Annotated in this window: 21 protein-coding genes, 1 pseudogene and 1 riboswitch; of the genes and pseudogenes, 9 read left to right on the top strand and 13 right to left on the bottom strand. The window is 42.4% G+C overall.

Translation table 11 applies throughout. From position 1 onward, the window contains the following. Positions 1 to 18: 18 nt before the first annotated feature. The 8 genes from cobA to HMPREF0556_RS09690 form a co-directional block, all read right to left on the bottom strand. On the bottom strand, positions 19 to 996 hold the full coding sequence (gene cobA / locus HMPREF0556_RS09725; protein ID WP_003758110.1) for a uroporphyrinogen-III C-methyltransferase: 978 nt from the start codon (positions 994 to 996) through the stop codon (positions 19 to 21). Continuing rightward, the gene (gene nirD / locus HMPREF0556_RS09720; RefSeq protein ID WP_003758108.1) at positions 993 to 1,307 is read right to left on the bottom strand and encodes a nitrite reductase small subunit NirD; all 315 of its coding nucleotides are present in this window, start codon (positions 1,305 to 1,307) and stop codon (positions 993 to 995) included. Before nirD ends, cobA begins: the two co-directional genes overlap by 4 nt. Before the next feature lie 4 nt (positions 1,308 to 1,311). Next, a complete protein-coding gene (gene nirB, locus HMPREF0556_RS09715; RefSeq protein WP_003758105.1) occupies positions 1,312 to 3,711 on the bottom strand; it encodes a nitrite reductase large subunit NirB in 2,400 nt (799 codons plus the stop codon). A 131-nt stretch (positions 3,712 to 3,842) separates the two neighbouring features. Next, positions 3,843 to 4,325: a precorrin-2 dehydrogenase/sirohydrochlorin ferrochelatase family protein gene (locus HMPREF0556_RS09710; protein WP_003758103.1), complete on the bottom strand. Its 483-nt coding sequence runs from the start codon at positions 4,323 to 4,325 to the stop codon at positions 3,843 to 3,845. Then, a complete protein-coding gene (locus HMPREF0556_RS09705) occupies positions 4,322 to 5,032 on the bottom strand; it encodes a sirohydrochlorin chelatase (protein WP_169309001.1) in 711 nt (236 codons plus the stop codon). Before HMPREF0556_RS09705 ends, HMPREF0556_RS09710 begins: the two co-directional genes overlap by 4 nt. A 99-nt stretch (positions 5,033 to 5,131) precedes the next feature. Continuing rightward, entirely contained in the window at positions 5,132 to 7,180 is a 2,049-nt protein-coding gene (locus HMPREF0556_RS09700) for a Na+/H+ antiporter (protein WP_003758100.1), read from the bottom strand. Positions 7,181 to 7,277: 97 nt separating this feature from the next. Then, positions 7,278 to 7,916 (bottom strand): GTP pyrophosphokinase, encoded by a 639-nt coding sequence (locus HMPREF0556_RS09695; protein ID WP_003758098.1) that lies wholly within the window; start codon positions 7,914 to 7,916, stop codon positions 7,278 to 7,280. Between the two features lie 342 nt (positions 7,917 to 8,258). Beyond that, complete coding sequence (locus HMPREF0556_RS09690) at positions 8,259 to 8,576, bottom strand: iron-sulfur cluster biosynthesis family protein (protein WP_003758097.1); 318 nt, start codon at positions 8,574 to 8,576, stop codon at positions 8,259 to 8,261. Positions 8,577 to 8,711: 135 nt separating this feature from the next. Here HMPREF0556_RS09690 and ytvA point away from each other — a divergent pair, with 135 nt between their 5' ends. From ytvA to HMPREF0556_RS09655, 7 genes are all read left to right on the top strand, one after another. Then, on the top strand, positions 8,712 to 9,485 hold the full coding sequence (gene ytvA / locus HMPREF0556_RS09685; protein ID WP_003758096.1) for a YtvA family blue-light photoreceptor: 774 nt from the start codon (positions 8,712 to 8,714) through the stop codon (positions 9,483 to 9,485). A gap of 75 nt (positions 9,486 to 9,560) precedes the next feature. Beyond that, positions 9,561 to 9,751: riboswitch (Lysine riboswitch) on the top strand. Positions 9,752 to 9,837: 86 nt separating this feature from the next. After that, complete coding sequence (locus tag HMPREF0556_RS09680; protein WP_003758095.1) at positions 9,838 to 11,295, top strand: amino acid permease; 1,458 nt, start codon at positions 9,838 to 9,840, stop codon at positions 11,293 to 11,295. Positions 11,296 to 11,373: 78 nt separating this feature from the next. After that, positions 11,374 to 11,910, top strand: a complete 537-nt coding sequence (locus tag HMPREF0556_RS09675) for a YceI family protein (protein WP_036104711.1) — start codon at positions 11,374 to 11,376, stop codon at positions 11,908 to 11,910. Between the two features lie 120 nt (positions 11,911 to 12,030). After that, positions 12,031 to 12,936, top strand: a complete 906-nt coding sequence (rarD, locus tag HMPREF0556_RS09670) for an EamA family transporter RarD (RefSeq protein WP_003758092.1) — start codon at positions 12,031 to 12,033, stop codon at positions 12,934 to 12,936. Positions 12,937 to 13,018: 82 nt separating this feature from the next. Continuing rightward, on the top strand, positions 13,019 to 13,660 hold the full coding sequence (locus HMPREF0556_RS09665; protein ID WP_003758091.1) for an NAD(P)-dependent oxidoreductase: 642 nt from the start codon (positions 13,019 to 13,021) through the stop codon (positions 13,658 to 13,660). 122 nt (positions 13,661 to 13,782) lie between these two features. Next, on the top strand, positions 13,783 to 14,253 hold the full coding sequence (ybaK, locus tag HMPREF0556_RS09660; protein ID WP_003758089.1) for a Cys-tRNA(Pro) deacylase: 471 nt from the start codon (positions 13,783 to 13,785) through the stop codon (positions 14,251 to 14,253). 99 nt (positions 14,254 to 14,352) lie between these two features. Beyond that, complete coding sequence (locus HMPREF0556_RS09655; protein WP_036107840.1) at positions 14,353 to 14,820, top strand: DUF986 family protein; 468 nt, start codon at positions 14,353 to 14,355, stop codon at positions 14,818 to 14,820. Between the two features lie 47 nt (positions 14,821 to 14,867). Here HMPREF0556_RS09655 and HMPREF0556_RS09650 read toward each other — a convergent pair whose 3' ends face one another. Together HMPREF0556_RS09650 and HMPREF0556_RS09645 are read right to left on the bottom strand one after the other, a co-directional pair. Beyond that, on the bottom strand, positions 14,868 to 15,248 hold the full coding sequence (locus HMPREF0556_RS09650) for a hypothetical protein (protein WP_040486732.1): 381 nt from the start codon (positions 15,246 to 15,248) through the stop codon (positions 14,868 to 14,870). 128 nt (positions 15,249 to 15,376) lie between these two features. Beyond that, positions 15,377 to 16,270 carry a diacylglycerol/lipid kinase family protein gene (locus HMPREF0556_RS09645; protein WP_040486729.1) on the bottom strand — a complete coding sequence of 298 codons (894 nt, stop codon included), beginning with the start codon at positions 16,268 to 16,270 and terminating at the stop codon, positions 15,377 to 15,379. Positions 16,271 to 16,439: 169 nt separating this feature from the next. On the opposite strand from HMPREF0556_RS09645, the gene HMPREF0556_RS09640 reads away from it, so the two are divergent. Together HMPREF0556_RS09640 and HMPREF0556_RS09635 are read left to right on the top strand one after the other, a co-directional pair. Beyond that, complete coding sequence (locus tag HMPREF0556_RS09640) at positions 16,440 to 17,441, top strand: oxidoreductase (RefSeq protein WP_003758081.1); 1,002 nt, start codon at positions 16,440 to 16,442, stop codon at positions 17,439 to 17,441. 60 nt (positions 17,442 to 17,501) lie between these two features. Next, positions 17,502 to 18,356, top strand: a pseudogene (locus tag HMPREF0556_RS09635) (aldo/keto reductase). A gap of 70 nt (positions 18,357 to 18,426) precedes the next feature. On the opposite strand, the gene HMPREF0556_RS09630 reads toward HMPREF0556_RS09635, so the two are convergent. The 3 genes from HMPREF0556_RS09630 to HMPREF0556_RS09620 all read right to left on the bottom strand — a co-directional run bounded on the left by HMPREF0556_RS09630 (position 18,427) and on the right by HMPREF0556_RS09620 (position 20,923). Next, on the bottom strand, positions 18,427 to 19,074 hold the full coding sequence (locus HMPREF0556_RS09630) for a GntR family transcriptional regulator (RefSeq protein ID WP_003758074.1): 648 nt from the start codon (positions 19,072 to 19,074) through the stop codon (positions 18,427 to 18,429). A 24-nt stretch (positions 19,075 to 19,098) separates the two neighbouring features. Continuing rightward, the gene (locus HMPREF0556_RS09625) at positions 19,099 to 19,860 is read right to left on the bottom strand and encodes a hypothetical protein (protein ID WP_003758072.1); all 762 of its coding nucleotides are present in this window, start codon (positions 19,858 to 19,860) and stop codon (positions 19,099 to 19,101) included. 121 nt (positions 19,861 to 19,981) lie between these two features. Next, a complete protein-coding gene (locus HMPREF0556_RS09620) occupies positions 19,982 to 20,923 on the bottom strand; it encodes an NADP-dependent oxidoreductase (RefSeq protein ID WP_003758070.1) in 942 nt (313 codons plus the stop codon). Positions 20,924 to 20,943: the final 20 nt, after the last annotated feature.

Genomic DNA, 20,943 nt, shown 5'->3' with positions numbered 1-20,943 from the left:
ATTTCTGTTTTTATTTTTTTAGCCAACAAATCCCTTTTCACTGTGACTAACGCCGATTCGTTTTTCTAATCTTGCTAGTAGATTAGCCGCTTCACTATCCAGAAAAACAATCTCATCCCAGCAAGCTGTTTCGTGCAAAATGCGCTGATGGATCGTATCAAATCGCTGATCAGCCGTTGCCACCGCCCACACATACGCACCTTTTTCGGTGTAGGAAGTGACTTGCTCGAAGCGAAGTGGCTTGCTGGAAACAAGGAGATAATTCTTTCCAAATAGCGGCAATTTCTCGAACCATGATTTGCCATGGTGCTCTTTGACGACATCGCCGATAAGGATCATAGCGGGATTATGGATCGCAGCTGCCTTCACTTTATGAATGATCGTGCCCACGTCGCCGATGATCGTCTTTTGTTTGCCTAGTGTTCCCCACTCAATTACAGCGACCGGAAGCTTTTTATCTGCGATCTGTAAGCAGATTTCCGTCAAATTCTCGATTCCCATGTAAAAAGCATAGGTTCCCTTGTCCAATGTCTGCAAACTCGGCAAGCCGTCGATCGCCCGATGTCCCGTTGCAAGTGTGGCATGACTGCAGTGCTCGCGATGTGTGAGCGGGATCCCGGCATAGATTGAAGCAGCCGAGGCGGCTGTTATACCGGGAATCACTTCATAGTCGATTCCATATTGGTTGATCCAATCCATTTCTTCCCCGACTCTGCCAAATACTGCTGGATCGCCGCCTTTCAATCGAACGACCTGTTTTCCGGAAAGTGCTTGCTCAACGATTGTTTCATTGATCTTGGTTTGACGCAGGCTATGTTTGTGCGGCTCTTTTCCGCAATAAATAAATGTGGCATCGGCTTTGGCTAGATATAACAGCAGCGGATTGACTAAGCGATCATAAATAATAACATCTGCTTGTTCGATCACCCTTCTCCCTTTGATCGTAAGCAGTTCGGGATCGCCGGGACCGGCGCCTACTAGCGAGATACGTGTCATTGTTCCATCACCAAGTACACATCGCCGTCCTCGACCACGGTTTGATAAGTTTCCACGCAACCATCGTCTGGCTCTTGTACTTTACCGTCTTCCAGTGAGATTTTGTAGTCATGGAGCGGACAGAAAACGAAATTGCCGGAAACCGTGCCTTCTGCTAGTGGACCTTCTTTATGTGGACATTTATTGTTGACTGCTTTGATCTCATCGTTAGAAAGTCTAAAAAGTGCAATCGTTTTATCATTATAATGTACTTCTCTCCCAATGCGAGGGATCAAGTCATCTAATTTCGATACAAATACTTTCTCTTTCATTTTCTCACACTCTTTCTACTTCATATAGTTTTTGTCTATCGTCTGATTCTAAAATGGCTTGCCATGGTTCTTTTCGTCCTGCCAAAGCTTTTTCCAGCTCTTTATTCAAATCTGCGCACAATGCCTGATCGGTAAGCACGGTCTGTACTTTTTCAAAGCCCATTCGTTCTAACCACGGAGCGGTCCGTTCGCCATAGATCCCTGTTTCGCGATAGTACTGCATCATTGCACCGCAAATCTCTATTACTTCTGCTTCGGTTTCTACGGTCGTCAGCAACTGACCTTGCTTGACTTCTGTACCGCCATTTCCGCCGATATAGATTTGAAAGCCGTTTTCTACACAGATGACACCGAAATCTTTGACGCCGGATTCTACACAGCTGCGTGGACATCCGGAAACGCCGATCTTAAATTTATGCGGGGTATCGACAAATTCAAATTTTCGTTCAAGCTTGATGCCTAATCCTAAAGAATCTTGCGTGCCAAAACGGCAATATTGCTGACCGACACAGGTTTTGACGGTACGCAGTGTTTTACCGTAAGCATAGCCGGAACGCATATCTAATTCTTCCCAGATCTGCGGTAATTGTTCTTTTTTCACACCGAACAGGCCGATTCGCTGACCGCCAGTTAATTTCACAAGCGGGATATCATATTTTTCCGCTGCTTTCGCAATTTTGATCAGCTGCTGTGGATCTGTCTTTCCGCCTTCCATTCGTGGGATAACACTATATGTGCCGTCTTTTTGGATATTGGCGTGCATCCGTTCGTTCACAAAACGCGAAGAAGGATCTTCTACATATTCGCCCGGCCACAGCATCGTCAAATAGTAATTCAGTGCCGGGCGACACTTGGAGCAGCCTTCTAAATTGGTAAACTCTAGCACATGGCGAACCTCTTTGGCTGTCTTTAGCTTTTTGGCTCCGATCAGCGTAATGATCTGATCGCGTGAAAGTGTGGTACAGCCACAGATCCCAGTTGGTGCACTTGCTACTTTATCGCCAAGTGTATATTCTAAGATATCGCCAATGATTGGTTTACACTTTCCGCATGAACCGCCTGCCTTCGTATGTGCTGTTACTTCGGCAATAGAACTGAGTCCTTTTTCTTGGATGGCACTGACGATATTGCCCTTGGTCACACCGTTACAGCCACAGACTGTTTCGTCATCCGGCATGTCTGCAATACTGGTTGCTTCTGTTTCGCCTGCTTTGTGCAGCATCGAGATCAATGTAAAATCAGTCACGGCTTCTTTTTTCTTGAGTAAATTGTAAAAACGGTTTCCTTCCGCTGTATCGCCATATAACACGATCCCAACTAATGTATCGTTTTCAATAAATAGCTTTTTATAGCAATTGTGAAGGCTGTCGAATACTTCTACTGCTTTTATGTCTTCCCCGCCTTGAATGCTTCCCGCCGAGAATAAATCGCAGCCGGATACTTTCAATTGCGTAAACATGGTACTTCCTTGGTAAGGAGCCGTTTCGATGTCGCATAAATGATCTGCTAAGATCTTCCCTTGCTCATAAAGCGGAGCAACTAGCCCGTAAACTCGTCCGTTATGCTCGGCACATTCGCCAACCGCAAAAACAGCTGGATCTGAAGCCTGCATAAAGTCATTCACCACAATGCCTCGGTTCACCTGTAGACCGGCATTTTTCGCTACACTTACTTCTGGACGAATCCCGATCGCCATTACCACCAGATCCGCTTCGATCTCCTCGCCATCGCTAAATCTAAGACCGGTCACCCGTTTTTCGCCCAGTATAGACTGGGTTGCTTTTTCCATTAAGAATTTCATGCCTTGTTTTTCCAAATCGGCTTTTAATAATTCGCCTGCCCGTTTGTCTAATTGCGTTTCCATCAACCATTCTGCTAAGTGGACGACCGTGACATCCATGCCTTGATCTAGCAGTCCACGAGCTGCCTCTAGACCGAGCAGTCCACCACCGATGACGGTAGCTTTTTGATAGTTTTTAGCCGTTTCCAGCATCGTATTCGTATCATCGATCGTCCGGAAACCAATAACACCTTCGAGCTGACTTCCTTCGATCGGTAAAATAAATGCCCTTGAACCGGTTGCCATCAATAATTTATCATAGTGGATACACTTACCAGACTGTGTGCCAACTTGTTTCGCTGTCACATCTACTGTTAGCGCCGGGTCGTGATTGATCAGGTCGATTTGATTTTCTTCATACCAAGCATATGGATTAGTGATAATTTCTTCTGTAGTCATTTTATTTTGCAGTACATTGGAGAGCATGATCCGATTGTAGTTCGGATAGGCTTCTTCTCCAATAATTGTAATTTCATATCTGTTTAGATCACGTTCCAGGATTTCCTCAATAGTTCTGACTCCGGCCATCCCGTTACCTATCATGACAAGCCTTTCTTTTTTCATATGATCGCTCCTTATTTTGTGAAACTTTGAACATTACTACTTTATTTTAAGGAACGCTTTATTTTTTGCCTATTAGGGAAATCACTATATTTATAAAAAAACCGGAAAACATTACTGTTTCCGGCGAATGATCATTTCTTTTTTTGACGACTAGCAAGTTGCTGCTCGATGCCTGCAAGTCGCTCATGTGTAAATAAATTTTCTAATTCTTGACGCAGCATTTTTGCGTAGGCTGGATTTTTTCCCTGTGTGGAAATAGCGATAGTGAGTGCATCCCGCTTGACCACGGCCATATTGGTAAACGTGGAATGCGTCTGATCCGAACAATCATTGACGAGGGCGTTTGAACCAGCATCGGCGCATATTTCCGCATTAACAGCAGCATCATCGGTAGCGGCGAAAATCAGAAATTGACCAGCTAGATCCGCCTTTTCATAGCACTTCTGGATTTTTTTAGCAGGGATCTCCTCCCAACCAATGCGGAATTCCGTGGCAATGACGGTCAGTTGTGGCTCAGCCGGGATAAGTTGTTGTGCTTTATATAGCGCCACTTTCCCGCCGCCGATGATCAGCACAGGACGATTTTTTAATTGGAGCATTACGGGGTATGTCATGAGCGCATCACTTCTTGAAGGTTATTTTCGATGGCTGTAAAAAGCTGTTCATCGAGTTGCAGGGAGTGCGTCCAAACGATTTTCAGCTTAGGTAGACGCGCTTTTAATTCCTGCTGCCATTTGCGCACGAGAATCCCGTCAAATAGGAAATAAGGAATGATCCCGATCCGGCTCGTAGATCTCATCAGTTGTTCTACTTTGGAGATCAATTGCGGTTCTCCATAAATAAACGCATAGCTGACCGGTTTTCCTAACTTTTCCGCAAGTTTCTGGGTAATTACTGTCATTTCAGGGGTAGGATAACTTTTACTCCCATGAACGAAAAGTAAAAATTGCTCCACTTCCATTTGGCTATCCGCTGCTCGATTGGCCGCCACTTGAATCGTAGCAGGGTCTGCTCCTAATGTTGCTGTTTGCTTAAATAGGATGTCCGGATACTTTTGCTGTAGCGTCGCCATAAACTGCGGAATATCTTCCTGCGCATGCATCGCTGAAAACAGTAATAGCGGTACCACGATAACTTCCGAAACGCCTTGCGCAATGAGACTATCCCCTGCTGCAGTCGGATCTGGCGTAGCTGCTTCTAAGAATCCCAAGGCGTGGAGAAACTCTGGATGCTGGGCTTCAAATGCTTTGACAAACGAATGCACTGCTTGATTTTTATCTGCTTTTTTACTGCCATGTGCGATGTATAAAATTCCTATCACTTTGTTCACCCGTTTTCGTTTTTCTATACTATAGCAGAATTGTTTGCAAACCGCCATATTCAAAAAAAGCCTGCATGCTTTCGCATACAGACTTCCTTTTTATGCCAGCTCTTCCTCTGACAAGTAAGTTTCAAGCATATTGATATTCTGCCTAAGTTCTCGGACTAGATCTCTGGACATTTTCCCAGCTTCATAAAACTGCTGGATCTCGTCGCGCTCTGCTTGGAAACCTGCCTGCTGAACTTCCCGTTTTTTCTGTTCGAATTTCCCGCGCGTGGTAAACGGCTTCCGCTCGCTATTAGCGCGTTTCAATGCAATGATATGCTCGGTGATCAAAGGTGCCAACCAGCTTTCATTTTCTGGCTTCAGTTCATCTTTCAAACGCTGCACGACTAATTCTTCGTTGCTGACACGGACACGCTGGATCTCTTGAAAAATCCCTTCTTGCTCGGATTTAAGATTTTTTGCTTTAGATTTAGTTTCCTGCCAATTCTTCGGATGTAGGATAAAACGTAAAATTCTTTTTAGAAATTTCAATGTTGTTTTGACGCGGAAACGAAAACGATTTTTAAGCGCGCCAGCCAGTAAATTAAGGTAATGCTGATAGCGGTAGCTCACGGCTGCACTGATTTCGCCATTATCTGTCATGCGTTGAGTATTTTCCCGCTGCCAATCGATCAGTTCTAAACGCTTATCGCGCTCTTCCTTGCTGACTCTACGATTCAAGCTAGTATTGTTTTGCTGCAGATCATAGATGCGCCGCCGATAATCTTCTACGACGATTTCTGTAGCTGCTTTATTTTCTGGCGTGATCTGTTCGTGTAATTCTCGGATGACATTTCTAAGTATCTTGATTCGGATCGCGCGTTCCACTCGATCGTCTGCTGTTTTATCGTCGCTTTTTGCCAATAACGGCAAAATGAAGGTCGCGATCAGCAACGAACACAAGATAACGCCGGAAGCGATACTGATGATCAGCGCCCGTTGCGGAAATGCGGATCCGTCTGCTAGCACAAATGGTATCGATAAACTACTGGCAAGTGTGACAGCGCCTCTGACTCCTGATAGCGAAGTCAATATAGCAGAGCGAATCCGCGGCTTCCCAACATTCTGACCGCCAAGCTGCTTTTTCCGCCAATTGGCGAGCCAGAAAGAATAGACCCAGATAAAGCGCAATAAGATCAGCGCTACGGTGATCAAAATGATATACGTGAATACTTGCAGATTGCTGATACCCGAATCATTCCAAACCGCTTGCATGATCGATGGAAGCTGTGTTCCTAAAATCAAAAAGACAAGCCCGTTCAATACAAATAAAATAACAGACCAAGTACTTTGCGAAACCATATTCAGCCGTACTAACTGCGGGTCGGTTTTTTTACGCTGCATCGAGTCCATGATCCCCGCGGCAACAACTGCCAAGATACCAGAAACATGCAATTCTTCGGCTGCTAAGTAAATCAAAAATGGTGTCAAAATCTGAATAAGCATGTGGAAGGTGACATCTTCCATTCCTAAACTGCGTACCCATTTGATGATTTTGATTTTCAAATAAGTAATAACGATACCAACTAAGATCCCGCCGATCGCAATGATCACGAAACTGTAGCTGGCATTAAACAAACTAAATGCGCCGGTGACCATCGCCGCGATCGCAAATTGGAAAGCCACTAAGCCAGAAGCATCATTCATCAGCGCTTCGCCTTCCAGCAAATGCATGATCCGCTTTGGCAAATTGATCCGTCCCGAGAGCGAACTTACAGCTACGGCATCCGTCGGCGCCAACGCTGCTGCTAGGGCAAACGCTGCCGCTAACGGAATCGTCGGTATCATCCAATGGACAAAATAACCGATAACAAGTACGGTAATAAAAACCAATCCTAAGGCGAGTACAAGGATCGCACTGCGCAAATGCCACAAAGCCTGTTTATCCGTTCGTCTGCCATCATTATAAAGCAGCGGTGCAATAAACATGACGAGAAATAGTTCCGGATTCAGTTTTAAATTTAAACTTAATGGAAATAAGGCGATCAAAACGCCTAAACCAATCTGGATCAATGGCACCGATACAAAAGGAACGAAGCGATTGATCAAATTAGAGATAAAAATAGCCACTAATAGAAGTAATACATATAAGAATATTTCCAAATTTTTGTTCCCCCTTCGAAGATGTGCTATTTCTATTATACCGTAATAATAAGGTTTCTTTCAAACTATTTAACTTTATTAACTATGTACCGTTGAACTATTTCTCGATATCAGCTTTATAAGCATCGATCTGTGTGTTGAGTTTTTTCATCTTGTCATCTAAAAAAGTAATAATATCGGCAGCTTCCTTTAGCTCATCCAGTAATTCCTGCGGCGCCTCCTGCTGATATTTATAATAGATCTTATGCTCTAAACTAGCCCAAAAGTCCATCGCGATCGTCCGAATCTGGATTTCAACTGTCATCCGCTCTGAACGATTGGTCAGAAAGATCGGTAGCTCGCAAAGCAGATGCAAGCTTCGATAACCATTCGGTTTTGGGTTCGTTACATAATCTTTCACTCGCAAGATCGTAATATCGTCTTGATTAGCCAACATATCATGGATCTTGAAAATATCCGATACAAAAGAACACGTTACTCGGATCCCCGCGATATCACGCACATGTTCTCGGGCATTTTCCGGGGTGATCTCCAGCCCTTTTTTCTCCAGCTTCGCCCCAATACTTTCCAGTGATTTGATTCGCGATTTGATATGCTCGACCGGATTATAATCATGGATAAATTGAAATTCTTCATTTAATATTTTCAGCTTCGTATTCACTTCATCCAATGCAAAACGATGAAGCAACATAATATCACGCCATTCGCGTAATTCTTCTACTGATGGTTGTTCCATGTGTGACCCTCGCTTTCTACTACTCCCTTTATTTTACTACATTTTTGCAGCGCGCAAAGTAATATGACGAAGATTTTAGTCTTTTCTCATATACTTTTCACATTACCGTCACAAAAAAAGACATGGAATAAATCCATGTCCCAGCTTGGCGAAAAACGCTCATCTTCGTCGTTAAAGCCTGCATTCCGATGCTCACGTACACAAGTACGCTCCGCTTCGGTACTCGGCTTTGACTAGAATCTAATCATTTTTCACCAAGTTGAAAACAGTAAAATAATGATTGAAATGGTGTTTTTCTTCAGTCTGAAACATGGAATAAATCCATGTCCCTTTCTATTTTCCTCAAGCAACGAACAGCAAATTCGTATTGTAGTAGCCAGAATCGCCTTTTAAGACAAGTGCATTTTTTTCTGGCAGATAATCGATCACAAGGGATTCTTCTAAGAAATTCATTGTCCAGTCTTTGATAAGCAAATCGCCGACATTGCTTTGGATAACTTTGTCTTCCGCAGTCACTTCACCAACTAAATGCAAGGAAAAAATACCGGAGTTTCCACAGCCACATCCTTCTGTTTCATAGAACAAATGTAGCATGCCTTCTTTATCGCCGCGCAATTCTTGGTAACGTTCGATTGCTTGCGGAGTAAATTGAATATACATAAAACCTCACCTCTTTAGCTTTATTATACGCCCCTTCCTTTTCCTTTGCTGTTATTTTGCTCACTTTTAGTAAGTTTCTCTTTCGCCTTTTCGTTCTTGTTTATGGTAAAATAGACGCATTAGGAGGTAATTGAATTGTCTGATACATATCCATACCCAAATTTTGATGTCGTTTTGGAAGCACTCAACATGTCCAGCGTTGGCGTTGTCATTACAGACGCCGCTCTAGAAAACAATCCTGTTATCTATGTAAATAAGGGGTTTGAAAAAAATACCGGCTATCTTGCTGAAGAAGTATTGGGAGAAAACTGTCGCTTTTTGCAGGGACCAGATACTGATCAAGCAGAAATCGCTAAAATTTCCGCTGCTGTTAAAAACCGCCGCAGTGTCCGTGCGTTTTTAAAGAACTATCACAAAAACGGTACTTATTTTTTTAATGAATTAACGATTGATCCAATCGTGGATGCAAATGGTCATCCTTATTTTGTCGGTATCCAAAAAGACGTTACCCGCGAACGTAATTATCAGTTCGAGTTAGAGAAATCACTGACGGAGATTCAGAAATTATCTACACCGATCGTCCCGATCACAGATAATATCTCTGTTTTGCCACTCGTTGGTACACTTGATAATGATCGTTTTGAGTACATGTCGGAAAATGTCAGCAACTACTTGGATACTAGTAAAGAAGATTACTTGGTCATTGATCTGTCTGGACTTGCTGATTTCAATGAAGATGTTGTGACCAACCTTGTAAAATTCCATAGCTTGTTAAAACTGACCGGCGTCGAATTGATCTTGACCGGATTATCGCCGAAATTTGCAATGCTGATGGTTCGCTATGAGCAAGATCTTGCTGGCATCATCACTTTCAGCAATGTAAAAGAAGCCTTGAAACATTACGAATAAAAAATCGAGGTTGCTTTCTCCGGCTAAATGGCTTATCATATAACACGAAATAAAATTTCATATAAAATCCCTTTTATACAGGGTAGAGGTTGCGAAAATCACTAGTAATTGCTGGGAAGCGGTCAAAGCCGCTTGCGATCAGCAAGGAACAGGATGCTCGCCGAAGTCTGAACTACTTTGATTCGTTTGGGCTGGGTCAATTGACGAAAGGCAATTGGACTGCTGCTAGAAAAAGTCTGATTCTAAGCAGGTGCGCTATCTGACAATAGTTGGGTTCTGATAGACAGTCACTTTTTCTCAGTGGCTGTTTTTTATATGTTTTAACCTATTTATAGAAAGGAAGAAATTTACATTGACTACGAAACAACAAGGAGAAATACGCCGCGAGCTAAAAACCCGCCACTTATCCATGATCGCGATCGGAGGATCGATCGGAACCGGTCTTTTCTTAGCAAGTGGTAATGCTATCCACACGGCTGGACCTGGTGGTGCGATCATTGCTTATATCGCGATCGGCTTAATGGTGTACTTCTTAATGACCAGTTTAGGAGAAATGGCGACTTACATGCCTGTTTCCGGCTCTTTCAGTACTTATGCGAACCGCTTTGTCGATCCTGCTTTCGGGTTTGCATTGGGGTGGAATTACTGGTTCAATTGGGCGATCACCCTCGCTGTCGATATTTCCACCGCTTCGATCATCGTGAAATTCTGGTTTCCACATTCGCCAAGTTGGCTGTGGAGCACGATTTTCCTTTTATTGATCTTCGGATTGAATGCTCTATCTGTTCGTGCTTATGGAGAATCTGAATATTGGTTTTCCATTATCAAGGTCGCGACAGTTATCGTTTTTCTGATCGTCGGTGTCTTGACGATCTTCGGTATCTTAGGCGGCCACTTCATCGGCTTCGAAAATTTCACGACCGGTAATGCGCCGATCAATGGCGGCTTTTTCGCCATTCTCGGAATCTTTCTTGTCGCCGGCTTTTCTTTCCAAGGGACTGAACTGGTAGGAATTGCCGCTGGTGAAAGTGAAAATCCGAAAGAAAGCGTTCCAAAAGCCATTAAACAAATTTTTTGGCGCATCCTGCTCTTTTATATTTTTGCTATTTTCATTATCGGTTTGATCATCCCTTATACAAGTCCGAATCTTCTAGGAAGTGAAGCGACAGAAGTTGCGATCAGCCCCTTCACGCTTGTTTTTGAAAAGGCCGGCCTTGCATTTGCTGCCTCAGTCATGAATGCGATCATTTTGACTTCTGTTCTGTCAGCTGGTAATTCCGGATTATATGCAGCGACGCGGATGCTATGGTCAATGGCGATGGAAAACAAAGCACCTAAGCTTCTCAAAAAAGTCAACCGTCGCGGTATCCCGATCGCCGCACTTGTTACCACGACAATCATTGGTGCCCTGACATTTATCACGACACTAAGCGAAAACGGCACAGTCATTTACACCTGGCTGCTAAGTGCTTCGGGGCTTACCGGTTTTATTGCCTGGGTCGGGATCGCGATCAGTCATTACCGTTTCCGCCGCGCTTTTGTCAAACAAGGGTATTCGCTGGATACGCTCGCTTATAAGGCCAAATTTTTCCCATTCGGACCAATTCTCGCATTAGCGCTTTGCTTATTAGTGATCGTTGGTCAAGATTATAATGCGTTTATCCATCCGGACTGGGGTAACCCGGGTTGGTGGCAACGTATTGCGATCTCTTATATCGGTCTGCCTGTCTTCCTTGTTTTCTGGCTAAGTTACAAGCTGATCCATAAAACGAAAGTGATTCCTTTGGAAGACTGCGAATTTGATAAATAAAATTTTATGTGAGGTTTGAAATTTCACCGTCGTGGTATTTACTAAAGGTAAAATATGTATTTATGGGAGGAATTCAGCATGACAGTAGAAAAATGGCAAGTAGATCCTGCACACAGCTCCATTGAATTTCAAGTGAAACATATGATGGTATCCAAAGTAAAAGGGGCCTTCAAAGACTTCTCCGCTTCTGTAGACATGGATCCGGAAGATCTGACAGATGCGAAAATTCATTTTGAAGTGGATGCTGCGAGTATTGATACAAGACAAGCCGATCGCGATAAACACCTTATCAGCGATGACTTCTTAAGCACAGAAAAATATCCAAAAATCACATTTGAATCCACCTCTGTTTCCAAAAAAGGAGACGACGAATATGATGTTACCGGCGATCTAACTATTCGCGGCGTAACGAAACCTGCTACTTTCCACGTTACCTTTGAAGGATCTGGAAAAGATCCAATGGGTGGAAAAACTGTTGCCGGCTTTGAAGCAACTGGCAAAATCAATCGTAAAGATTTTGATCTCACTTGGAATGTAGCACTGGAAACAGGCGGCGTTTTAGTTGGAGATGAAATCAAAATAAATATTCAATTAGAAGCAAGTCAAGCCGAATAAATCTAAGACATAGAAGGCTGCCACACATGGCAGTCTTTTTTTTGAGCAAATTACATAGTATTTCACTGCCACATGCGATAAGATAGGATACGTATGATTTTAAATTAGGGAGGGATTTTTTTGAACAACACAGAAAAGACACCGCTAATCGGTGTCATCTGCGGCATTATTGCCTATATTTTATGGGGTGTGCTGCCTATTTATTGGAAGCTCGCAGCGAACGTCCCTTCTATTGAGATATTGGCATACCGGATCATCTGGTCCTTTGTCTTTATGGTCTTCTTAGTCGTTTGTCTTCGCAAATCTCGCTCCGTTTTTGGCGAGGCGGTCGCCGTACTCAGAAAACCAAAAACATTTTTGGCTATCACTGCTGCTGCTGTTTTGATCACTGTAAATTGGTTTATTTTTATTTTTTCTGTCAACAGTGGACATGTTACGGAAGCCAGTCTCGGCTATTATATCAACCCGCTTGTGAATATCTTGCTAGCTACGGTTTTCCTAAAAGAACGTCTGAATCGCAGTGAAACGATTGCGGTTGTGGCTGCCTTCATTGGCGTTGTTATTCTAACTATCCATGTTGGACAAATGCCTTGGGCTGCGCTTGGGATGGCAGTGACATTCTCTTTGTATGGTCTGATCAAGAAATTTGTTCCCGTTTCGACATGGTCCGGTTTAACGCTGGAAACGTTGATCATAACACCTTTTGCACTTATTTTTGTTATTTTCTTTTCCAAAGACGGTTTTTTAGCATTTCCGATCGAAACGAACTTTATCTTAGTGGGAGCCGGGGTAGTCACAGCGATTCCATTGTTGCTATTTGCCACCGCTGCGAAAACTATCAATTATACATTACTCGGATTTTTACAATATATCGGACCGACGATCATGTTGGCACTGGGTGTATTACTTTATAACGAAAAATTCGACATGACTCAGCTAGTCGCGTTTATTTTCATCTGGTTCGCTTTGATCATCTTTACTTCTTCCCATATTATTTTGGCGCGCAAATCCCGCCAAACACGCTAAATCATCTTTAACATGTTTTTCTTTTACCAAAAGGGGAATATTAGTTTAGACGTTATAGAAAACATTTTAGGGGGCATTTAAAATGAAAATTGGCATTATAGGTGCAACTGGTAGAGCAGGTAACCGAATTATGGAAGAAGCATTGGAACGTGGACATGAAGTCACTGCCATCGTCCGCAATGCGGGAAAAGTTACCCATGAACATAAAGAAGTAGATATTCTGCAAAAGGATATTTTCGAGTTGACGCTTGCTGATTTGGAGGAATTGAATGTTGTTGTTGATGCATTCGGAGCTCCAGTGGAAGAATCAGAAAACCATGTGAAATCACTCGATCATTTAGTGGAGCTATTAAGTGGAACGACCTCACCGCGCTTGATCGTTGTCGGAGGAGCCGGCAGCTTGCATGTCGATGAAGCTGGTAGTTTGCTACTGGATACTAAAGGCATGCGAGAAGCACCCTATTATCCAACTGCTAAAGCACAAACAGAGCAACTTGAACATTTAAGAAAAGCATCTCATCAGTTGAGCTGGACCTATATTTCACCAGGAGCAATGTTTGAACCTGGTGAGAAAACTGGTAAATATCAAGTCGGCGAAGATCATCTTTTATTTGATAAAGACGGAAATAGTTTTATCAGCATGGAAGATTATGCAGTCGCCTTGCTCGATGAAATTGAGAAACCGCAGCACTTGAATAAACGTTTTACCGTTGCGAATGGATAATCATGTTTTAACGAAAGAATGTCAGTCGCTTATCTGCTGACATTCTTTTTTTGTTGATTTATTGCTTTATTATTTCAACAAGTATACTATTTTATATATCATCAAAAAGGAGTTGACTCCCTATGGCTCATAAAACAAATGCCTGCCGGCGCTTAGATAAGTTGGCGATTCCTTATCAGTTGCATGAATATGATTATTCAGAAGAACATTTGGACGCTGTTCATGCTGCGAAAGAGAATCATATTCCTGTCGAGCGTTTATTTAAGACATTAGTGGCGAAAGGCGATAAAACAGGAGTAACTGTTGCTTGTATTCCTGCGGATCAAACAATCGATTTGAAAAATCTGGCTAAAATAAGCCATAACAAAAAAATCGAGATGCTGCCGCTAAAAGAATTGGAAAAAACAACTGGCTATATACGTGGCGGCTGTTCTCCGATCGGGATGAAAAAACAATTCCCGACATATCTGGATCAAGCAGCTGAATCTCAGGAAACGATTTATATTTCAGCTGGCAAACGCGGTCTACAGTTGGAAATAAAGCCCGCCGATCTGGCAAAGGCCTGTCCGCTGACAGTTGCAGAGCTGACATGAAACTTTTAAGCTATTGCTACCGTTCTCATAGCGCTCGTGATACAATAAATAGGCAACCGTTTATTCGGTATTTTTTAAAGAAATGTGAGTGATCAAGAAGTGGAATTTAATGCGACCAATATTTTTTTGCTTATCATTATTGTATTAGCACTGGTTTTCGTGATTTATAATGACTTGCTTTTACCTGTTTTAAATGGGAAAACGGTTTTGACAGTTAAATTGCGCTCACGAGGAAAATCGGATGGTTATCTGTTTGTGGGGATCATCGCAGTCATGTTTATCACCAATACGTTTTATCGCGATGGAGAAATGGCTACTTCGATCTTACTGCTTATCTTAGGTGTGATCTTTATCTACATCTCTTTCATACGCGGTCGCAAGATCCTTTTCAAGTCAACTGGGTTTTATCATGCCTTGCTCTTCTTCCCCTACTCCACGATCGAACGCATCAATGTTTCCGAAGATGGATTCTTAGTGCTTGAAAATGGCAAACAGCGCTTAATGTTAGCTGCCAGAACAGAAGCAGATCTAAAGAAAATGATCAGCACGATCGAAACACACCGCTAAAAAAGGATGCTTTTCCTCTTTCGAATAAAGAGGAAAAGCATCCTTTTTTAATTACCTACATTTTCTACTATTATCTTAGGAACCGTTAGTTCAATAAATTTACCGTGTAATCTTTCTACCTCTTCACTAAAGTTGGTATCAAAACCGATGATACTCTCTTCCAAGCGAAGTACCGCAAAGCCGTCTTCTTCATAATCTTCCAACTGACCTACGATGAAAACTCCTTCATCATCTGCTTCTAACATACAATGTTTTTCGTCGCTTTCTTGAAGTGCTTCGACGCTTACTTTATCAGGAACGGTGACTTTGATCGTATACTTTCTCCCGGGCTCCGGTTCTTCGTCTGCCCAGACACCGATACATTCTCCATACGCGCTGACAAACTGAACTCTACCATTAGAAAGCTTTTCTTGAACCTTTATCTCCAATTTGACATATCCTCCTGTATTCAATGTTCCTTGCTAGTATACCACGATTTTCTCTTTTTTAACGGAAAATTTTTACTTTTATACTGCGAATTTTACCATAAAAGTCGGAAAATAGGTACTTTTACCACTTAGGAATTTTTGGGAACGAGGACTTGCAAATGGCTCGGCAATACTTCCAAATGGACTGGGAGACTTGGGCCCGGATCGCCATCGACATTTACGACGATGTCACTTTCGTCCGCTTGTACCTGCACTTTTTTCGTTTTGATATAAATAACATCATCGCTATTTTCCAATTTTCCGCTCAGTAATTTTGGTAGCATATTTGCGGTGCTTAGTAAATTCAATTTTGTTAATAAAAACAAATGCATGTATCCGTCATCGACTTTCGCATCTGATGCAAATGTTTCGATCCCGGCAACTGAATTAGTAAGGCCGATAATGACCATTGCTGCTTCGCCTTCCCATTTCCCCGCCTCATGCTCTACTTGAAAATGAAGAAGTTCCCCTTTGTTAAAAGCTTTCACGCCTTCAAAGAAATAAGCAAGCGACCCGAATTTTGTTTTTTGTTCTACATCTACTTTATCTACTGCTTGAGCGATCATTCCAGCTGCTACGACGTTCATAAAATAGCTGTCTTCGATCTTCCCAAGATCCATTGGTTTTAAAACTGCTTTTTCCAAAGCTTTGATCGCTTTTTCAGGTTTGCGTGGGATTCCGAGCGATCTTGCTAGGTCGTTGACAGTACCGAGTGGGATAAACCCAAATGCCGGTCTGTTGTCATGCGGTGCCAAACCATTGATCACTTCGTTTAGTGTTCCGTCACCGCCCATTGCAACGACTGCATCAAAATCCTGTTTTGCTGCATCAGAGGCGAAATCAGTAGCATCGCCGCCTTTTTCTGTTTCTTTGACGACCACATCTTCATATCTTTTTTCTAACACTTCTTTTGTCATGTCTTTATATTTTGCACCTTTTTCTTTACCTGAACTAGGATTTACGATCAATAACGCTTTCGCCATCTTCTTTTTCATTCCTTTCTGTCGTTACTTTTCCCATCAATGCAATGTTTCTCTATAAAAATTTTAACTGGTTTTCTTAGAAAAAACAAGAATCTGCCTTTGCTTGCTAATCTATTTTTGAAGATGTAAAGTAGTAATGTAAAGTAATCTACATAAAGGAGTGACAACCGTGTCTCAATTTGAAGCATTATTTGTGGAAAAAGAAGAAGAAAAAGTGAAATTAGCTTACCGGACGATTACCGAGGAGTCGCTTCCGGCTGGTGATGTCACCATTTCCGTTCATTATTCTGGTATCAACTACAAGGATGCGCTCGCAGCTTCCCCGAACGGCAATATCGTTAGAAATTATCCGTTTATTCCTGGAATCGATGCTGCTGGAACCGTTATCCATTCGGAGGATACGCGTTTCCAAGCAGGCGACCAAGTGATCGTCACAAGCTATGAACTAGGCGTCAGTCATTTCGGCGGCTACAGCGAACAGATCCGCGTTCCTGGCGACTGGGTCGTTCCGCTACCTGAGGGAATGTCACTCAAAGAAGCAATGAGTTACGGGACAGCTGGTTTCACAGCAGCTTTATCGGTGGAAGCAATCATCAATCATGGCATAAGACCGGAAGATGGCAAAATCGCAGTAAGCGGCGCAAGTGGCGGCGTTGGCTCGATTGCTACGGCTATTTTAGCAAAATTAGGCTACACTGTTGTTGCTTCTTCTGGTAAAAAGGACGCCGAGCCACTGCTGAAAAAATTAGGCGCGGCTGAAATAGTTGACCGCAGTGAATTTGCCCCGACCAAAATCAAAGCTTTGGGTAAACAAGCCTTCGCAGCGAGTCTTGATTGTGTGGGCGGTGATACCTTGGCGTACTTGATCTCCTCAACAAACTATGATGGTATCGTAACGACTTGCGGCATGGCGGCAAGCGGTAAACTGAACACCACTGTTTTTCCATTTATCTTACGCGGCGTTACGCTTAAAGGGATCGACTCTGTTTACTGTCCGATGGAAAAAAGATTGGCGATCTGGAAGCTGTTAGCGAGTACTTATCACATTGATAGCCTGGCAGAATTAACCACCTCGCTTCCTTTTCACGAACTTCCACCAGCCCTTTCCGAATTACTGAATGGTAATTCCCATTTAGGACGATACGTTGTCGAAGTAAAGCCTTCTAACTGACAGAAAAAGCCGCTTTGTGCTATGCTTAAAGTGAATTTTCAAGACGGAAGGATGGGGAAAATGGCGAATTTAGATTTGCACGCTACCGTGACACTGAACAATGGGGTAGAAATGCCCAAGTTAGGATTAGGAGTATGGAAAGCCAGCCAAGAAGATGCTGAGTAATCTGTCCGCACAGCAATCGAGAATGGTTACATCTTGATCGATACCGCAAAAGCTTACGGAAACGAAGAAGCTGTCCGTAAAGGAATCGAAGCAGGCTTAAAAGCAACTGGCAAAAAACGTGAAGACCTCTTTATCACCACAAAATTAGCAAATGAAGATCAAGGCTACGACAGTGCTTTAGAAAATTTCGAAGGCAGTTTGGAACGTCTAGGTTTAGATTATTTAGACCTTTACTTGATTCAATGGCCTGTCACTGGTAAATATAAAGAATCATGGAAAGCATTGGAAAAACTCTACGCGGAGAAAAAAGTCCGTGCGATCGGTGTCTGTAATTTTGACATTGAAACTATGGAAGATCTGCTTACAGATGCCAAAGTAGTGCCTGCAGTCGATCAAGTAGAGCTGCATCCGCTCTTGCAACAACCGGAACTGCGCGAGTATCTGGCGGATAAAGGGATTCACTTAGAAGCCTGGTCACCACTTGGCGGCGGTCAAGTACTCGGCAATAAAAATCTTGCCAAGATCGCTGCACGTTATAATAAATCCGTTGCCCAATTGATTATACGTTGGGGCTTGCAATTAGGCTTTACAACGATCCCAAAATCTGTTCATGAAGAGCGGATCATCGAGAACGCTGATGTTTTTGATTTCGAGATTTCAGAAGCAGATTTGAAAGAGATCGAGAAATTAGACGAAAATTACCGCAGCAGTTTTTGGGTAACAAGCTTTGATTGGTATAATATGAAATAGACTAAACAAGCTTTGCTCCCCACATTTTTATTGATATTAAAAAACACTACTATTCATATAGTAGTGTTTTTTAGCGGAATGCATTCAAAATCTGATGATTCAACATCGATTCCAGTACAGCCACAGCATCCTGTTTACTGCGTGTGTCCAATGCTTGAAACAGTTGATTTATATTCACGATCAAACGATCCAATGAACGATCGATCAGACTGCGAACATCTTGGTCACTAAATTCCTGCAGCTTTAGGAAAAGTTCTTTTACAATAAGGTTGTACTGGCTATTTGGAATAGCTTGTAAGATTGTATAAATAAATGTCTGCTCATACGTGAAGCCTTCTAAACCCATTTTACGATAAGCTTCTCGCCCTTCAGACACATCCAGCCGCCAAGATAGCGAATCGATCGACAGCTGCTTATCACAGATCTTTCCGATTGCTTCTTTTACAAACAAAAACATGACTTCAATGATTTCAAGATAGGACTCTTTCGTCACGATGCAGTCCTTTACAGTTGCCCCTCGATAATCTTCATACGTGGCATAGCCGTCTGCAGCAAGCATCCCCACCGCTTTTCGGATCGGCGTCCTACTCATCTCCAGTTGCTTCGACAGGGCACTTTCCACCAATCTAGTCCCCGCTGCTAGTTCGCCTGTTCGTATTTGATTTTTAAGTATCCGGTAGCACTTCCGCTCTGCCGTCTCGCGTTTTTCACTATCCATGAGCTTCCTACTTTCCTGTAAAGATTAGAAAAATGTCTTCGCGTTCACTAGTTCTGTGAGGAAATCATTTTTTTCCACTTTACTCTTCATTTCTAAAAACGGATGATACGTTGTGTTTTCTCCTACTAATAACAACGTTTGAATCGCAATGATCTCTTGTTTTAAATGATAGGTGCTTTGCAGCTTCAGCACTGCTCCTCTCGTTACAAGGCGCCAAATAGCTCGAATCAGGAAATATAACAAAATAGTTCCTATTAATAATAGTACAGCAGTGATGATTTTTTCAAGTGGTGTATATAAAGGAAAGAGGGCATTTTCAATCAAAACAGTAAAGATACTGGCACAAATGAGTCCAAAAATGAAAGTGAGCATCAATGGTGTTTGTCTGAAAACATGTTTATTTGTCAGTGTAGTATCTAGTAATACTAATAAGCGGTCTAAATCGTCTTTCGTTGCAAAACCGTTTTTGCGGAGATAGGCAGCCAAGATATAACGCTTTAATTTGGCAATATCATCAAAGTTATTTAGCCGATAATGAATGCGGATATATTTACGCGCCCGCCGGATGATCAATAAATAATAAACGAACGGCAATCCTAGAAAAAGTAGTATGGTACTAACAATGAGGAGTGCAAGTTGCGTGGTTATCAACGCCACGATAAAAAAAGCAATCATCAGTAAGGCAATACTAATAAAAATTACCCAATAACGCTTCAAAAAACTATGTATTAATTGCCACTCACTAAGTTTTTTAAAATAAAAAACTTTTAATTTTTCTATTTCCATTGCGACACTCTTTTCTATTTTTACCTTATCTTAGTAGTTTACCATGAGTTAATCGTTTATTAAAGCTAGTCCAAATAAATTTTATTAAAAAAAGCCTAGAATAATCTAGGCTTTCTTACAATTATTTAGCAAAAGTGATAACAATTTTACCAACAGCATGATGCGTTTCACTTAAAGCATGTGCATCGTAGAGACCTTTTTCAGAAAATGGGAAGGTTTCTCCAACGATCGCTTTGACGCTGCCATCTGCTAACAGATCAGCAATTTCTTGCAATTCCTGACCATTTGGTTCCAACCATATGGATTCAGCTTTGATTCCTTTTTCTTTCGCATACTCTTCATCTTCTAAACCGACGATGCTTACTAAACGTCCTTTTCCAGTCCGCAGTACTTGTAAACTTTTGCGCTGCACATCGCCGCCCATTGTATCAAAGACAACATCGATATCAGAAAGCACATCGACAAAATCAGTAGTCTTATAATCGATCACTTCATCTGCTCCCAAGTCTTTGACAAGCTGATGGTTGCGTTCGCTTGCCGTCGTGATCACATAGGCACCAGCATGTTTGGCAAATTGGATCGCAAGGGAACCAACGCCACCCGCGCCTGCATGGATCAATACTTTTTCACCTGCTTGCAGTTTTGCATGATCAAATAATGCTTGCCATGCTGTCAATCCTGCTAACGGGATCGAAGCTGCTTCTTCAAAAGAGATCTCCCGTGGTTTTCTTGCTAATAAATGGCTATCTACTAAGGTATATTCCGCGTACGTTCCAAAGCGTGTTGTTTCGGGACGAGCAAATATCTCATCGCCGACTTTAAAATCCGTTACTTCTTCGCCAACTTCAGAAATCACACCGGCAACATCCCAACCTAGAATGATCGGGAATTCCCAGTCCATCATTTGTTTCAAATATCCTTCTCTAAGCTTCCAATCGATTGGGTTGATCGAGGTTGCATATTCTTTAACGACTACTTGGTTCTTACCAGGTTTCGGTGTTGCTACTTCTTTCTCTTTCAATACTTCTTTTCCACCATAATGTTCAATGACAACTGCTTTCATTGATATGACCTCCTCTATCC

This window comes from Listeria grayi DSM 20601, from assembly GCF_000148995.1.
Lineage (GTDB): Bacteria > Bacillota > Bacilli > Lactobacillales > Listeriaceae > Listeria > Listeria grayi.
Note: the sequence above shows the minus strand (reverse complement) of the source record. Positions and strands in the feature narration are given on the sequence as shown.

Bases quoted from the DNA above. Each gene is read 5' to 3' on its own strand.
- cobA (WP_003758110.1), bottom strand. From the start codon at position 996: ATGACACGTATCTCGCTAGTAGGCGCCGGTCCCGGCGATCCCGAACTG.
- nirD (WP_003758108.1), bottom strand. From the start codon at position 1,307: ATGAAAGAGAAAGTATTTGTATCGAAATTAGATGACTTGATCCCTCGC.
- nirB (WP_003758105.1), bottom strand. From the start codon at position 3,711: ATGAAAAAAGAAAGGCTTGTCATGATAGGTAACGGGATGGCCGGAGTC.
- HMPREF0556_RS09710 (WP_003758103.1), bottom strand. From the start codon at position 4,325: ATGACATACCCCGTAATGCTCCAATTAAAAAATCGTCCTGTGCTGATC.
- HMPREF0556_RS09695 (WP_003758098.1), bottom strand. From the start codon at position 7,916: ATGGAACAACCATCAGTAGAAGAATTACGCGAATGGCGTGATATTATG.
- HMPREF0556_RS09690 (WP_003758097.1), bottom strand. From the start codon at position 8,576: ATGTATATTCAATTTACTCCGCAAGCAATCGAACGTTACCAAGAATTG.
- HMPREF0556_RS09675 (WP_036104711.1), top strand. From the start codon at position 11,374: ATGACAGTAGAAAAATGGCAAGTAGATCCTGCACACAGCTCCATTGAA.
- HMPREF0556_RS09665 (WP_003758091.1), top strand. From the start codon at position 13,019: ATGAAAATTGGCATTATAGGTGCAACTGGTAGAGCAGGTAACCGAATT.
- ybaK (WP_003758089.1), top strand. From the start codon at position 13,783: ATGGCTCATAAAACAAATGCCTGCCGGCGCTTAGATAAGTTGGCGATT.
- HMPREF0556_RS09645 (WP_040486729.1), bottom strand. From the start codon at position 16,270: ATGGCGAAAGCGTTATTGATCGTAAATCCTAGTTCAGGTAAAGAAAAA.
- HMPREF0556_RS09630 (WP_003758074.1), bottom strand. From the start codon at position 19,074: ATGGATAGTGAAAAACGCGAGACGGCAGAGCGGAAGTGCTACCGGATA.
- HMPREF0556_RS09625 (WP_003758072.1), bottom strand. From the start codon at position 19,860: ATGGAAATAGAAAAATTAAAAGTTTTTTATTTTAAAAAACTTAGTGAG.
- HMPREF0556_RS09620 (WP_003758070.1), bottom strand. From the start codon at position 20,923: ATGAAAGCAGTTGTCATTGAACATTATGGTGGAAAAGAAGTATTGAAA.